This window comes from Stenotrophomonas sp. AC248 (assembly GCF_979258185.1).
Genome location: NZ_OZ409840.1, coordinates 310,366 through 321,795 on the forward strand (window position 1 = coordinate 310,366; position 11,430 = coordinate 321,795).

Annotated in this window: 14 protein-coding genes; 6 read left to right on the forward strand and 8 right to left on the reverse strand. The window is 67.3% G+C overall.

What is annotated here, in order from left to right; genetic code table 11:
• Positions 1-12 precede the first annotated feature (12 nt).
• The 3 genes from ACZ0AE_RS01385 (at position 13) to ACZ0AE_RS01395 (ending at position 1,951) form a co-directional block, all read left to right on the forward strand.
• The gene (locus tag ACZ0AE_RS01385) at positions 13-570 is read left to right on the forward strand and encodes a hypothetical protein (RefSeq protein WP_463600203.1); all 558 of its coding nucleotides are present in this window, start codon (positions 13-15) and stop codon (positions 568-570) included.
• A gap of 247 nt (positions 571-817) precedes the next feature.
• Positions 818-1,150, forward strand: a complete 333-nt coding sequence (locus ACZ0AE_RS01390) for an SMI1/KNR4 family protein (protein WP_051598920.1) — start codon at positions 818-820, stop codon at positions 1,148-1,150.
• Between the two features lie 123 nt (positions 1,151-1,273).
• Entirely contained in the window at positions 1,274-1,951 is a 678-nt protein-coding gene (locus ACZ0AE_RS01395; RefSeq protein WP_463600204.1) for a hypothetical protein, read from the forward strand.
• A gap of 28 nt (positions 1,952-1,979) precedes the next feature.
• Here ACZ0AE_RS01395 and ACZ0AE_RS01400 read toward each other — a convergent pair whose 3' ends face one another.
• The gene (locus ACZ0AE_RS01400) at positions 1,980-2,549 is read right to left on the reverse strand and encodes a metal-dependent hydrolase (RefSeq protein ID WP_463600205.1); all 570 of its coding nucleotides are present in this window, start codon (positions 2,547-2,549) and stop codon (positions 1,980-1,982) included.
• An 88-nt stretch (positions 2,550-2,637) separates the two neighbouring features.
• Positions 2,638-3,000, reverse strand: coding sequence for a DUF1428 domain-containing protein (locus ACZ0AE_RS01405; RefSeq protein WP_137191826.1), 363 nt, complete (start codon positions 2,998-3,000; stop codon positions 2,638-2,640).
• 689 nt (positions 3,001-3,689) lie between these two features.
• On the opposite strand from ACZ0AE_RS01405, the gene ACZ0AE_RS01410 reads away from it, so the two are divergent.
• Positions 3,690-4,262 carry an OmpO family porin gene (locus tag ACZ0AE_RS01410; protein WP_038691013.1) on the forward strand — a complete coding sequence of 191 codons (573 nt, stop codon included), beginning with the start codon at positions 3,690-3,692 and terminating at the stop codon, positions 4,260-4,262.
• A gap of 93 nt (positions 4,263-4,355) precedes the next feature.
• Here ACZ0AE_RS01410 and ACZ0AE_RS01415 read toward each other — a convergent pair whose 3' ends face one another.
• Genes ACZ0AE_RS01415 through ACZ0AE_RS01425 form a run of 3 tightly spaced genes read right to left on the reverse strand, consistent with a single transcriptional unit; the run spans position 4,356 to position 7,212 of the window.
• Positions 4,356-5,291: an alpha/beta hydrolase gene (locus tag ACZ0AE_RS01415; RefSeq protein WP_463600206.1), complete on the reverse strand. Its 936-nt coding sequence runs from the start codon at positions 5,289-5,291 to the stop codon at positions 4,356-4,358.
• Positions 5,288-6,157: an alpha/beta fold hydrolase gene (locus tag ACZ0AE_RS01420; RefSeq protein ID WP_463600207.1), complete on the reverse strand. Its 870-nt coding sequence runs from the start codon at positions 6,155-6,157 to the stop codon at positions 5,288-5,290. The genes ACZ0AE_RS01415 and ACZ0AE_RS01420 overlap by 4 nt, the downstream gene beginning before the upstream one ends.
• Positions 6,157-7,212 carry a sugar phosphate isomerase/epimerase family protein gene (locus ACZ0AE_RS01425; protein WP_463600208.1) on the reverse strand — a complete coding sequence of 352 codons (1,056 nt, stop codon included), beginning with the start codon at positions 7,210-7,212 and terminating at the stop codon, positions 6,157-6,159. The genes ACZ0AE_RS01420 and ACZ0AE_RS01425 overlap by 1 nt, the downstream gene beginning before the upstream one ends.
• Before the next feature lie 112 nt (positions 7,213-7,324).
• On the opposite strand from ACZ0AE_RS01425, the gene ACZ0AE_RS01430 reads away from it, so the two are divergent.
• Complete coding sequence (locus ACZ0AE_RS01430; RefSeq protein ID WP_463600209.1) at positions 7,325-7,921, forward strand: TetR/AcrR family transcriptional regulator; 597 nt, start codon at positions 7,325-7,327, stop codon at positions 7,919-7,921.
• Entirely contained in the window at positions 7,914-8,339 is a 426-nt protein-coding gene (locus tag ACZ0AE_RS01435; protein WP_463600210.1) for an NUDIX domain-containing protein, read from the forward strand. The genes ACZ0AE_RS01430 and ACZ0AE_RS01435 overlap by 8 nt, the downstream gene beginning before the upstream one ends.
• A 14-nt stretch (positions 8,340-8,353) precedes the next feature.
• On the opposite strand, the gene ACZ0AE_RS01440 is transcribed toward ACZ0AE_RS01435, so the two are convergent.
• From ACZ0AE_RS01440 to ACZ0AE_RS01450, 3 genes are read right to left on the reverse strand one after another with little or no spacing between them, the layout of a single operon-like run.
• Positions 8,354-9,457 carry a sugar kinase gene (locus tag ACZ0AE_RS01440; RefSeq protein WP_463600211.1) on the reverse strand — a complete coding sequence of 368 codons (1,104 nt, stop codon included), beginning with the start codon at positions 9,455-9,457 and terminating at the stop codon, positions 8,354-8,356.
• Positions 9,454-10,635: a GDSL-type esterase/lipase family protein gene (locus tag ACZ0AE_RS01445; RefSeq protein ID WP_448132844.1), complete on the reverse strand. Its 1,182-nt coding sequence runs from the start codon at positions 10,633-10,635 to the stop codon at positions 9,454-9,456. The genes ACZ0AE_RS01440 and ACZ0AE_RS01445 overlap by 4 nt, the downstream gene beginning before the upstream one ends.
• A 35-nt stretch (positions 10,636-10,670) precedes the next feature.
• Positions 10,671-11,426 carry an SDR family NAD(P)-dependent oxidoreductase gene (locus ACZ0AE_RS01450; protein ID WP_314402652.1) on the reverse strand — a complete coding sequence of 252 codons (756 nt, stop codon included), beginning with the start codon at positions 11,424-11,426 and terminating at the stop codon, positions 10,671-10,673.
• Positions 11,427-11,430 lie beyond the last annotated feature (4 nt).

Sequence of the window (11,430 nt, forward strand, 5' to 3'; positions counted from 1 at the left end):
CAGTGCTTGTTCATGACTTCACTGGATGAGAACGAATTCGCTGATGCTCTCTTGCTGGCGCGTCCCTCGATCAGGTTCATTGACATGCTGGAGCAGTCGGATACCAATCGGCCGAAATACAGAAGGCGGTTGGATGAGTGCCGGGGAGCTCATGTAACTTTCGTGGATTCATCTATAGCTTCCGAAGATTATTTTCGTGAGAAGTACGTTAAGGTCCATCCATCTGGAGATGGATGGATTTACGCGTTGGTGGGGTCAGGGATTGTCAGCCTCTTAAGATCGAGAGCTGCGGATTTCTTGCAAGGTTCTCTTCTCAATGGCGAGCTTCGAGCCTCGATTCCCGCAGGTGACGAGGCTACCAAGGCATTTGTGACAATTGTCCTTCGTGAAGCAAAGGCGCGCGGAAGGAGTGTCGTATCAATAGATACAACTACTGGTGAGCGCGGTACGAAAGCCGATCGGAAATGTCTTGTTTGGCCAGACGCGGCACTGAGGTTCGACGGAACGAAGGGTACATATCTGGCCAACGGTGCACACGCAGTGTTTGTTCCCAATGCTGGTCATAGATGAATTTCTCTTAGCACACGACATTGAGTGCTACCCCGACGCGTCAACGGAGTTGGTTGACTTGAGTCTTGAACTTACTCGGTAGGTCGCGGCCCCAGTGCCAAACGCCCCAGCATTCACAAAGGATGACCGGCAATGTTTGAACGTCTCAATGCCCTGCTAGCGCAGTCTCAGGCAGCCAAGGTATTCCCCGGGCGCCAGGTAGCGCCTGAGTGGATCGAAGACGCCCTGCGGGTGCTCCGGCCTCCCGTTGCCTGCAACGTACAGATGCTGGCTGCAGACCTACGGCGATCTCCTGGTTGGCAGCTACCCGGTCTTGACGCTTTGCGCCCCGGAGCACCGCGATCTCGCAGACGACGACCTGATCTACTACGCCAGGTTGGACGCGGTAGACGGCGTCGCGCCGAAGGGACTGATCGCGCTGCACGTGCCAGACACGGAGGAGGCGTTCTACTTCGACACCCGCACCGGCTTGAAGGAGGGCGAATACCCGATCCTCAGGTTCGACTACACCGATGGCAGCTACGCGCATTTCGCGGACTCCTTCGCGTTGTTCCTTGAGGACCTTGTGCGTCGAATCTGAGCCACCCGTCCGCCGAGGCCTGCCTACGGTCGTTGCCAACGCGGCGAGGAGCAGATCGGCTGCATCACCGCTTCACCCCACGCCAGCTATCGTTGCCAAACTCCCGCCGCCTTCCGGATCCCCATGCGCGGTCTAGACTTCAGCTCCTGGCAAGCCATGCTCTCCACCCTGCTCGGGCTGGCCGTCATCACCCTGATAGGCGTCGGCATCCGCCTGCTGGTGATGCAGACCATGCAGCAGCGCCGCGAGCGTGAGAACCGCCAGATCAACGAGCGACTGCGCACGCTGATCGCCGCCTACAAGACCCTCGGTGGTTCCTTCACCGGCGCATTGCACGTCGATCCGCGCCATCTGCGCGACCTGCGCCAGCCGGCCGCGCCCGATGCCTCGGACGATGCGATGCTGTTGCCCGCCGATGGGGTGGCCGGCAGCGACCGTGCACGGCGCATTCGCGATGCGGTGGAAGCAGCGCTGTCCGACATCATCCTGCTCGGCACCGACGACCAGGTGCGCCTGGCCGCCACTGCTGCCACCGAGTTGGCGCAGGGCAGGCCGGTGCAGACCGCCGAGCTGGTGGTATCGCTGCGCGATTTCATCCGCGAAGCACTCGACCTGGCCCCGATCCCGGCCAGCGTGGGTATTCCGCAGCAAGGGCCGGCGCGGCCGGCTGCCGGCGCCAAGGGCAAGCCGGAGGGCGACAAGACCGGGAGCAAAGGTGGAGGCGGCGGCATGGGGGGCATGGGCGGAGGTGGCATGGGCATGGGCCGCGGTGCGGATGACGACAGCAACCACGCACGCTGAGCGCGGCAGGCCAGCCGCGTTGCGCGTATTACCGCGAAAGACTGACCGACCAGGCCACGAACGCGGCCCAGATCGGCGCACTGCACAGGGCCCATAGGCGCCAGCGGCGCCAGGCCCAGCCACGCGCCATCGCGACCAACGCCGCATACACCGGTAACAGCACGCCCAGCTCGATCAACAGGTTGCGCCACAGATAGAGGTTGCCAAACCTCGGTGTGCCCGCGCTCGGCAGGACGCCGTACACGGAGACCCTTGGCTGCACCGGCCAGAACAGCGGCACCGGATGCGCGCCGACCAGCAGGTCCAGGAGCGGGTGCGACAGGCTCGCCAGCAGCAGCCACCGAAGCCGCAGGCCACTTCCCACGGTCTTTGCCACGCGGTGCACGACCACCGCCGCGACCACAGCGAACAGCAGGCTGTGGGTCACGCGTGGCTGCGCACCGTAGCCGAGCAGCCAGACTGCCAGGTAGTCCAGATCAGGGCAGGCCGCAAGGAACACGAACGGCGCGGCCGCCCATCGCGGTCGCGCCCCCGTGTTGCCGGTGCTGCACAGGTAGGCAGTGAAGCCGGCGAGTGCGTGGCCGGCAAGGGATGACATGGCGGCAGGACCGATGACCGTGGAGAGGTCATGGTCCTGCCTGCGCGTGGGCGGACGATGGGCTCACCGTGTGGCGGAGATGAAGCGCCTACTTACCGCCCAGTTCCACCACCGGCACAAAGCCGCCGTAGATCATGCGCTTGCCGTCAAACGGCATCGGGTTGTTTTCCGGGTTCATGCGCGGGTCTTCCATCATCTTCTGCATGCCGGCATCGCGGGTGGCCTTGTCGGGCCATTCGATCCAGGAAAACACCACCGTTTCATCGTCCTTGGCCTCCACGGCGCGGAAGAAGTCGGTCTGCTTGCCGTGGCTCACATCGTCGCCCCAGCATTCGACCACGCGCAGCGCGCCGTGCTCGATACAGATCGCATCGCCTTCGCGGGCGTGGGCAAGGAACTTCTCTTTGTTGGCGGTGGGTACTGCAAGCACGAAACCGTCGATATAGGACATGGCTGCCTCCAGGGGTGGGCGATGGCGCACCGGAACGGGCGCCTTCATGACATACGACGTGCGGGGAAGGGGCAGATCGACAATGCGCCCACGAGCGCGCGGCCGGCGTGATGGCAGTGCGCCTCAATTCACGCCAGTGCCAACGCGTTCAATGACTTACGGGATACGCGGCGGCGAGATTCCGTACGAGGGGTCAGAAAAATCCTAACGAGGGAGCGGAACATCCTGATATTCCAGCTGACGCGTTCAGCACACTATGGGGACGCCGGGCAGGACCTTTCCCCAAGGCCCTGCACCTTGTCGCACACCCTGCGCCGAGCGGTGCAACACGGAGATGGACGCGTTAGCCGGTTACTCCCCAAGAGCGGCTTCCCCAGCGCGTGACGCCCCGCAAGGGCATCGTCGTGACCAGAATCCTCCTCGCGCGTAGTGCCGCCGCCGTGCGCCGGCAGGTGCCTCGCACCGCCCGCGCGCATCGCTCCTCACCCCACATGCACGCCCGGCAGCTGTTTTTCCGCTGGAATCTGCGCGCGCGTATGTCACAGCGCAACTGAACCCCTGCCAAAAATTCACGCAGGTGAAGGGGGCTCACTTCAGGGCGGGTTGTGTCGAATAACGGAGAATTTACATTTCCGATGCAACCGACGTCCGCGTCAGCTGCAAGTAGTTCAAGACAGAGGTGTACCCCCATGAAGACTTCGTTGATTGCCCTGGCGCTTGCCGCCGCCCTGCCGTTCGCCGCTTCCGCTGCTGAAGGCCTGTCCTACAACTACGCCGAAGGCGACTACGTCAAGACCGACGCAGACGGCGGCAAGGCCGATGGTTGGGGCGTGAAGGGTTCCTACGCGTTCCTGCCGAACTTCCACGCCTTTGGTGAGTTCAACCAGCAGAAGAGCGACCTGGACGATGCCAAGACCGACCAGTGGCGCGTCGGCGTGGGCTACAACCAGGAAATCGGCAACAGCACCGACTTCGTGGGCCGCGTTGCCTACAACAAGTACGACCCGCGCCATGGCCTGGACTTCAACGGCTACAGCGCCGAAGCCGGTATCCGCACCGCGTTCGGCCAGCATGCCGAAGTCTACGCAATGGCCGGCTACGAAGATTTCAGCAAGAAGCACGGCATCAATCCGGATGGCCAGTTCTACGGCCGCCTGGGTGGCCAGGTGAAGTTGAACCAGAACTGGGGCATCAACGGCGACATCAAGATGGATCGCCACGGTGACAAGGAATGGTCGGTCGGCCCGCGCTTCAGCTGGTAATTCCAGCGTGACCGCATCGCCACGCGCCTGATCGGCGTGGCAGGAAAGGCCCGGCATTGCCGGGCCTTTTTCGTGGGCGCAGCGTCGGCTGGGTCAGATCGCAGCGGCCAACAGCGCCGCGCTGCGCGTCAACAGCACCCGCGATGCCGGCGCGGTGCCCAGCAGGTGCAGGCACGCGTGCACCATGCCGGGCAGGCGCTCGCAGTGCACCGCCACCCCGGCCTGCGCCAAGCGCGCGGCGTACTGCTCGCCTTCGTCTCGCAGCGGGTCGTACGCGCACACCAGCACGGTGGCCGGCGGCAGGCCGCGCAGGTCATGCGCCCGCGCGGGCACCGCCCGCCCATCGGCGTTGGCCACGCCGTCGCCCAGGTAGGCGTCCCAGCACCGCTGCATCAACGCCGTGCTCAGGTAATAGCCCTCGCCGAACTGCCGGTGGCTGTCGGTGTCGATGGCCGTGTCCAGCGCCGGGTACAGCAGCAGCTGGTGGTGGATCGGCGGCCCACCGCGTTCGCGCGCCAGCAGGGCCACCGCCGCGGCCAGGTTGCCGCCGGCACTGTCGCCGCCCACCATCAACCGCGCCGGGTCGATGTCCAGCTGCGCGGCTTGGGCATGGCTCCAGCACAGCGCGGCGTACACGTCGTCCAGCGGAATCGGGAAGCGGTGCTCCGGCGCGAGACGGTAGTCCACCGCCAGCACCACGCAGCCGGTGGCATTGGCCAGCGCCCGGCACGGACGGTCGTACACCGCCAGCGAGCACTGGAACCACCCGCCGCCATGGGCGAACAGCAGCCCCGGGCGCGCTTGGCCCTGGCAATGCCCGGCCGGCCAGTACGCGCGTACGGTGAGGGCATGGCCATCGCCGGTGGTCACGCTGAAATCGCGTACGTCGGCCACCTGTTCCATCGGGCCCTGCAGGGCGGGCAGGGCAACTTCGCTGGCCGCGCGGATCTGCTGCAGCGTCAACCCTGCCACCACCTCCGGCGGTGGCAGGGTCTGCAGGAAGCGGGCGATATCCGGGTCCAGGCTCATGCCGCGCAGTCCGGCAGCAGGAACGGCAGCAGCTGGTCCAGGAAGGCCTGCGGGGCTTCTTCCATCACGAAGTGGCCGCAGTCGGCAATCATCGTGCCGCGCAGGTCGGCGGCGTGCGCGCGCATGGTGTCCATGGGCATGTTGGCGGTGGCATGTTCGGCCCCGATGGCCAGCACCGGCATCGCCAGCGGGGTGCGTGCGCGCTGCTGGTTCTGGCGGATGGTCTCGGGAATGGCGCGGTAATAGCCGAACCCACCGCTCAGGCCGCCTGGCGCCGCATAGGCGCGGATGTACACCTCGCACGCCACCGCTTCGCGGCGGTGCGCCCAGCGGTCGAACATGAAGGTCAGGTAGGCGCGCTCGCGCCCGGCAATCAGCGCTTCGGGCAGGTCGCGCACCTGGTTGAACATGAAGTGCCACAGGAAGATGTTGTCTTCCGGGGCCACGAACACCGGCGGAGCTTCGGCCAACCCGGGAATCACCGCCTCGGTGATGGCCAGCCGCTGCACGGCATCGGGGTGGTCGCTGGCCAGCGCGTAGGCCACCCACATGCCCACGTCATGGCCCACCACCTGGTAGCGCGCATGGCCCAGCTGCTGCATCACCGCGTGCAGGGTGGCGGCGATGCCGCCGGTGTCGTAGCCGTGGGCCGGCGTGTCCGAATCACCGGTGCCGGGCGGGTCCACCGCAATGGCCTGGAAACCCTGTGCGGCCAACGCCTGCAGGATGTGCCGCCAGGCGTACCAGGTCTGCGGCCAGCCGGGAATCAGCAGCACCGGCCGGCCCTCGCCCAGGATCGCGCAATGCACGCTGCGGCCGTCGATGCGGACGTGGCGGTGGGTAATGCTGTCCAGTGAAGTGCTCATCAGTGGATCCCCAGCATGCCGTGGATCTGTGCACGGCTGACCGGCGCGCCGGCGAAGTCGTCGAAGATGCGGTCGGTCACGGTGATGATGTGCGCGTTGATGAAGGCCACGCCCTCGCGCGCACCGTCTTCCTGGTTCTTCAGGCAGCACTCCCACTCCAGCGTGGCCCAGCCGTCGTAGTCGTACTGGGCCAGCTTGGAGAAGATGCCCTTGAAGTCCACCTGCCCATCGCCCAGCGAACGGAAGCGCCCGGCGCGCTCGGTCCAGCCGCTGTAGCCGCCGTAGATGCCCTGGCGGCCGCTCGGATTGAACTCGGCATCCTTGATGTGGACCATGCCGATGAAGTCGCGGTAGATGTCCAGGAAGCTCAGGTAATCCAGCTGCTGCAGCACGAAGTGGCTGGGGTCGAACAGGATCCGGCAGCGCGGGTGGCCACCCACCGCGGCGTGGAAGCGCTCGAAACTGGTGCCGTCATGCAGGTCTTCGCTGGGGTGGATTTCGTAGCAGAGGTCGATGCCGTGCGCGTCGCACACGTCCAGGATCGGCAGCCAGCGGCGGGCCAGCTCCTCGAACGCTGCCTCGATCAGGCCGTCCGGTCGCTGCGGGAACGGGAACAGGTACGGCCAGGCGAACGAACCGGAGAAGGTGCCCATGCGGTCCAGACCCAGCCGCTGCGACGCCTTGGCCGCCAGCTTGATGCGCTCGATCGCCCAGGCGCTGCGTGCGTCCGGGTCGCCGTGCAGGGCGGCGGGGGCGAAGCTGTCGCACAGCGCGTCGTAGGCCGGGTGCACCGCCACCAGCTGGCCGAAGATGTGCGTGGTGAGCTCGCTGATCACCAGCCCGTGGCCGGCCAGCATGGCGATCATGTCATCGCAGTACTGCTGGCTGTGCGCGGCCTGTTCCACGTCGAACAGGCGTTCGTCCCACGCCGGAATCTGCAGGGCCTTGAAGCCTTGGCTGGCGGCCCAGGCGGCAATGGACGGCAGGTCGTTGAAGGGGGGCTGGTCGGCACTGAACTGGGCCAGGTGCAGGCTGGGGCCTTGGATGGTGCGCATTGGATGTCGCCTTATTGTTTGTCGAGCGACAAAGAATAGGCCGCAAGTTCGCCCCGGTCAACGCCGGGTATCGCTAGAATTGCCGCACCGCTTCTTTCCGTAGTGATGCCCCATGGCCGGCCGCCCCCGCGAATTCGACAAAGACCACGCCCTCAAGCAGGCCATGCTGCTGTTCTGGGCGCGTGGCTACGAAGGCACGTCGATGTCGGCGCTGGTGGAGGCACTGGGCATCGCCTCGGCGCGCATCTACGCCGCCTTCGGCAGCAAGGAGCAGTTGTTCCGCGAGGCGGTGGCGCTGTACGAAGCCGGCGACGGGGGCTTTGCCGACCGCGCGCTGCGCGAACAGGCGGTGCGCCCGGCCATCGAACGCATGCTGCACGACGCCGTGCTCACCTATACCAAGCGCGGGCGCGCGCAGGGCTGCCTGGTGGTGTCGGCGGCCACCAGTACCGCACCGGAGAACGAGGCGGTGATGGACTGGCTGGCCGAACACCGCCGCCAGCGCACCCAGCAGATCATCGCGCGGCTGCAGCAGGCTGCCACCGCCGGCGAACTGGCCGATGGCGCGGACGTGCAGGCGTTGGGCGACTACTTCGCCACGGTGCTGCACGGCATTTCCACCCAGGCCCGCGACGGCGCCAGCCGTGCCCGCCTGCTGGCCGCGGTGACGGTGGCGATGCAGGTGCTGCGGGAGCAGGCACATGGCTGAGGCATCTGTCCGCCACCAGCCGCGCGTGGGCTGTGGTGCGGTCATCCAGCGCGCCGATGGCGCGGTGTTGCTGGTCCAGCGCGGGCGCCCGCCCGAGCTGGGCCACTGGGGCCTGCCCGGTGGCAAGGTGGACTGGATGGAAACCGTCGAAGCTGCCGTGGTCCGCGAAGTGCACGAAGAAACCGCGCTGCGCGTGGCCATTCAACGGCTGCTGTGCGTGGTGGACCATTTTGAACCGGCGCTGCAGCAGCACTGGATCGCGCCGGTGTATCTGGCGCGCACCCTGGACGACACCGTTGCCGAACTGCAGGAACCGGACGTGCTGCTGGCGCTGGGCTGGTTCAGCCCGGACGCCTTGCCCACGCCGCTGACCCTGTCCGCGCGCGAGGGCCTGGCACAGCTGTCAGCGGCGGGCTGAGCCCACCCCACGCATCAGCGCTTGGCCGCTGCTGCATCCCCGCGCGCTACCGCTTCCACTTCCTCCAGGCTGGTGCACGCGGTGTCGCCCGGCGTGGACATCGCCAGCGCCCCATGCGCCGCGCCCAGTTCCACCGCCACCTGCTCGCCCTTGCCGGCCAGCAGCGCATGCACCACGCCGGCCACGAACGCATCGCCGCCGCCCACCCGGTCCAGCAGGTCCACCTCGCGTCGGCGCGACACGAACAGCATGTCGCGCGTACGCAGTGCGCCGGCCCAGCCGTTGCGTGCGGCGTTGCTGGCATCGCGCAGGGTGAAGGCCACGGCCTGCAGGTTCGGGAAGCGCTGCAGCGCCCGCTGTGCAGCCGCATCGGCCGGGCCCACGTCCATCGGTGTTTCGCGCTTGCCCAGGTCGGCCAGGTCCATGCCCAGGCACGCCGCGAAGGAATACTCATCGCCCACCAGCAGGTCGCACTCGGCGGCGATGGCGCAGTTGGCGTGGCGCGCCGCGTCCGGATCGGGATGGCTGTCCCACAGGCTGGCGCGGTAGTTCAGGTCGTAGGACACCGCCACGCCGTGGCGGCGTGCGGCCTGCGCGGCGGTGATGGCGGTCTGCGCGCTGTGCTCGGACAGCGCGGCGAAGATGCCGCCGGTATGCAGCCAGCGGGCGCCGTCGCGGCCGAACACCGCGTCCCAGTCGTACTCGTGCGGCTGCAATTGCGAGGCGGCCGAGTAGGCGCGGTCGGAAATGCCCAGCGGCGCGCGCACGCCGAAGCCGCGCTCGGTGAAGTTCAGGCCCATGCGCGTGTTGCGGCCGATGCCGTCGTAGTCACGCCAGACGATCTGGCTGGTATCCACGCCACCGGCCTGGATCAGCTGCTGGGCAAGCGCGCCCAGCTCGTTGCGCGGCAACGCGGTGAGCACGCCGCTGCGGTGGCCGAAGGTGCTGCACAGCCCGCGCGCCACGTTGTACTCGCCGCCGCCTTCCCACACGTTGAACTGGCGCGCGTTGCGCACGCGGCCTTCGCCCGGGTCGAAGCGCAGCATCACCTCGCCCAGTGCCAGCGCATCCCAGCGCTGGCTGCTGGAGGCCGCCACCTTGAACTGCTGGCCGCTCATCGTGCCCGGCACCCCAGCAGGCCCAGGTCGATGCCGGCGGCCATGCGCCGGTAGCCTTCATCGTTGGGATGCAGGTGGTCGCGGGTGATGTCCTCGGGCAGGTTTTCGGTGTTGGCCGGGTCGCGCAGGATGGCGTCGAAGTCGATCAGCGCGTCATAGCCGCTGCGGCCGCCGCGCATCCAGGTGTTGAGGGTGGTGCGGGTGGCCGCCGAGGTCGGCTCGTAGCGGTCCGAGCCGCCGAACGGGGTGATGGTGGCGGCGATCGCACCGATGCCGTTGCCGTGCAGGCGCTCGGCGATCTGCCGGTAGCCCAGCACCATGTCCTCGGCATTGCGGCCGGCGGTGGGCGGGGTGCCGCCGTCGTGGCGGATGTCGTTGATGCCTTCGAACACGATGACCTTGCTGACGTTCGGCAGCGCGATCACGTCGCGATCCAGCCGCGCCAGCGCGCTGTGGCTGCGGCCGTGGTCCATTACCTTGTTGCCGCTGATCCCGGCATTCACCACCACCACCTGGTCCGGGCAGGCCTGCTGCAGGCGGGTGGCCAGCAGCGCCGGCCAGTCGCCGTTGCTGCCGCGCGTGGCGGTGGCGCCTTCGGTGATCGAATCGCCCAGCGCGACCACGACCACGGGCTTGCTGGCACGTTCGGCCAGCACCGCCGACACCACGTTCTGCCGGTAGGCCAGTTTGACCTTGTCGCCCACCTCGGCCAGGCGGCCGTCGGCGATGCGCAGCGCGGTGCGGCGCACTGCCGGTTTGGTGGGCTGCGGGAAGTACACGGTGAGCGATACATCGGCCAGTGCCGGCACCGTCATCGCCACCGGGTCGCTGAGCAGGGCGGCGCCCACCGGCACCACCACTTCGCTGCGACCATTGAAGGTGACCAGCTTGGCCGGGGTGGCCGTGCCGGTGCGTTGGGCCGAGGCGCCGCCGATGGTCAGCGGCGCATCGCCCAGTTCATTGCTGATGCGGAAGCGCAGCGCGGTGGCCGAACTGGCCAGCCGCATGTCCTGGCGCACCGTCTGGTGCGCGAACTGTACCGGCGCCTCCGGGGTGCCGTCCTGGCGGTCCGGTGCGGGTGAGGCGGTCCATGCCGGCACCCACACCTGGGCATGGGCGGGCAGCGCAGCGGCGCTGGTGGCAAGTGCAATCGAAAGTGCAGTGGTCCAGCGCAGCATGGCGGCCCTCCCAGGCGGTCAGCGAAGCAAACGGATCAAGAGAAGTAGGTGCCGCCGTTGACGTCCACGTTGGCACCGGTGATGAAACCGGCGGCATCGGAGGCCAGGTACACGGCGGTGTCGGCTGCTTCCTGCGGGCGGCCCTGGCGGCGCAGCGGGGTGTTGCCGGCCACGGCGGTGCGCACTTCCGGCTTGGTGAATTCATCGTGGAAACGGGTGGCGATCATGCCGCAGCACAGCGCATTGACACGGATCCCGCGCGGGCCCAGTTCCTTGGCCATGGCGCGGGTGAAGGTCATCACCGCGGCCTTGGCGGTGGCATAGATCGCCGCGCCCGGGCCACCGCCATCGCGGCCAGCCTGCGAGGCGAAGTTGACGATCGCTGCGCCCTCGGCCATGTGCGGCACCACCGCGTGGGTGGTCAGGTAGACCGAGCTCATGTTGAGGTCCATCACCTTGTGGAAGAACGCTTCGTCGATCTCGGCCAGCGGGCGGCGCTGCACCATGCCGCCGGCCACGTTCACCAGCACGTCGATGCGCTCACCGAATGCGGCCTGGGTGGCGGCCACCATGCCGGCCACCGCCTTGGCATCGGTCACGTCCGCGCGATGCACGATGGCGGTGCCACCGGCGGCCTCGATCTGCTTCAGCGTGTCCTGCGCGCTGGCTTCGTCGTTGGCGTAGTTGATGCACACCTTGGCACCGGCGGCCGCCAGCTTGATCGAGATCTCGCGACCGATGTCACGGCCGCCACCGGTGACGATGGCCACCTTGTTGTTGAATTGGGTCATGGAA

What these genes read in the sequence shown, in the direction of transcription:
- ACZ0AE_RS01400 (WP_463600205.1), bottom strand. Translation starts at nt 2,549, where the DNA reads ATGTCATCCCTTGCCGGCCACGCACTCGCCGGCTTCACTGCCTACCTG.
- ACZ0AE_RS01425 (WP_463600208.1), bottom strand. Translation starts at nt 7,212, where the DNA reads ATGCGCACCATCCAAGGCCCCAGCCTGCACCTGGCCCAGTTCAGTGCC.
- ACZ0AE_RS01420 (WP_463600207.1), bottom strand. Translation starts at nt 6,157, where the DNA reads ATGAGCACTTCACTGGACAGCATTACCCACCGCCACGTCCGCATCGAC.
- ACZ0AE_RS01405 (WP_137191826.1), bottom strand. Translation starts at nt 3,000, where the DNA reads ATGTCCTATATCGACGGTTTCGTGCTTGCAGTACCCACCGCCAACAAA.
- ACZ0AE_RS01410 (WP_038691013.1), top strand. Translation starts at nt 3,690, where the DNA reads ATGAAGACTTCGTTGATTGCCCTGGCGCTTGCCGCCGCCCTGCCGTTC.
- ACZ0AE_RS01395 (WP_463600204.1), top strand. Translation starts at nt 1,274, where the DNA reads ATGCGCGGTCTAGACTTCAGCTCCTGGCAAGCCATGCTCTCCACCCTG.
- ACZ0AE_RS01440 (WP_463600211.1), bottom strand. Translation starts at nt 9,457, where the DNA reads ATGAGCGGCCAGCAGTTCAAGGTGGCGGCCTCCAGCAGCCAGCGCTGG.
- ACZ0AE_RS01430 (WP_463600209.1), top strand. Translation starts at nt 7,325, where the DNA reads ATGGCCGGCCGCCCCCGCGAATTCGACAAAGACCACGCCCTCAAGCAG.
- ACZ0AE_RS01450 (WP_314402652.1), bottom strand. Translation starts at nt 11,426, where the DNA reads ATGACCCAATTCAACAACAAGGTGGCCATCGTCACCGGTGGCGGCCGT.
- ACZ0AE_RS01385 (WP_463600203.1), top strand. Translation starts at nt 13, where the DNA reads ATGACTTCACTGGATGAGAACGAATTCGCTGATGCTCTCTTGCTGGCG.
- ACZ0AE_RS01415 (WP_463600206.1), bottom strand. Translation starts at nt 5,291, where the DNA reads ATGAGCCTGGACCCGGATATCGCCCGCTTCCTGCAGACCCTGCCACCG.
- ACZ0AE_RS01445 (WP_448132844.1), bottom strand. Translation starts at nt 10,635, where the DNA reads ATGCTGCGCTGGACCACTGCACTTTCGATTGCACTTGCCACCAGCGCC.
- ACZ0AE_RS01435 (WP_463600210.1), top strand. Translation starts at nt 7,914, where the DNA reads ATGGCTGAGGCATCTGTCCGCCACCAGCCGCGCGTGGGCTGTGGTGCG.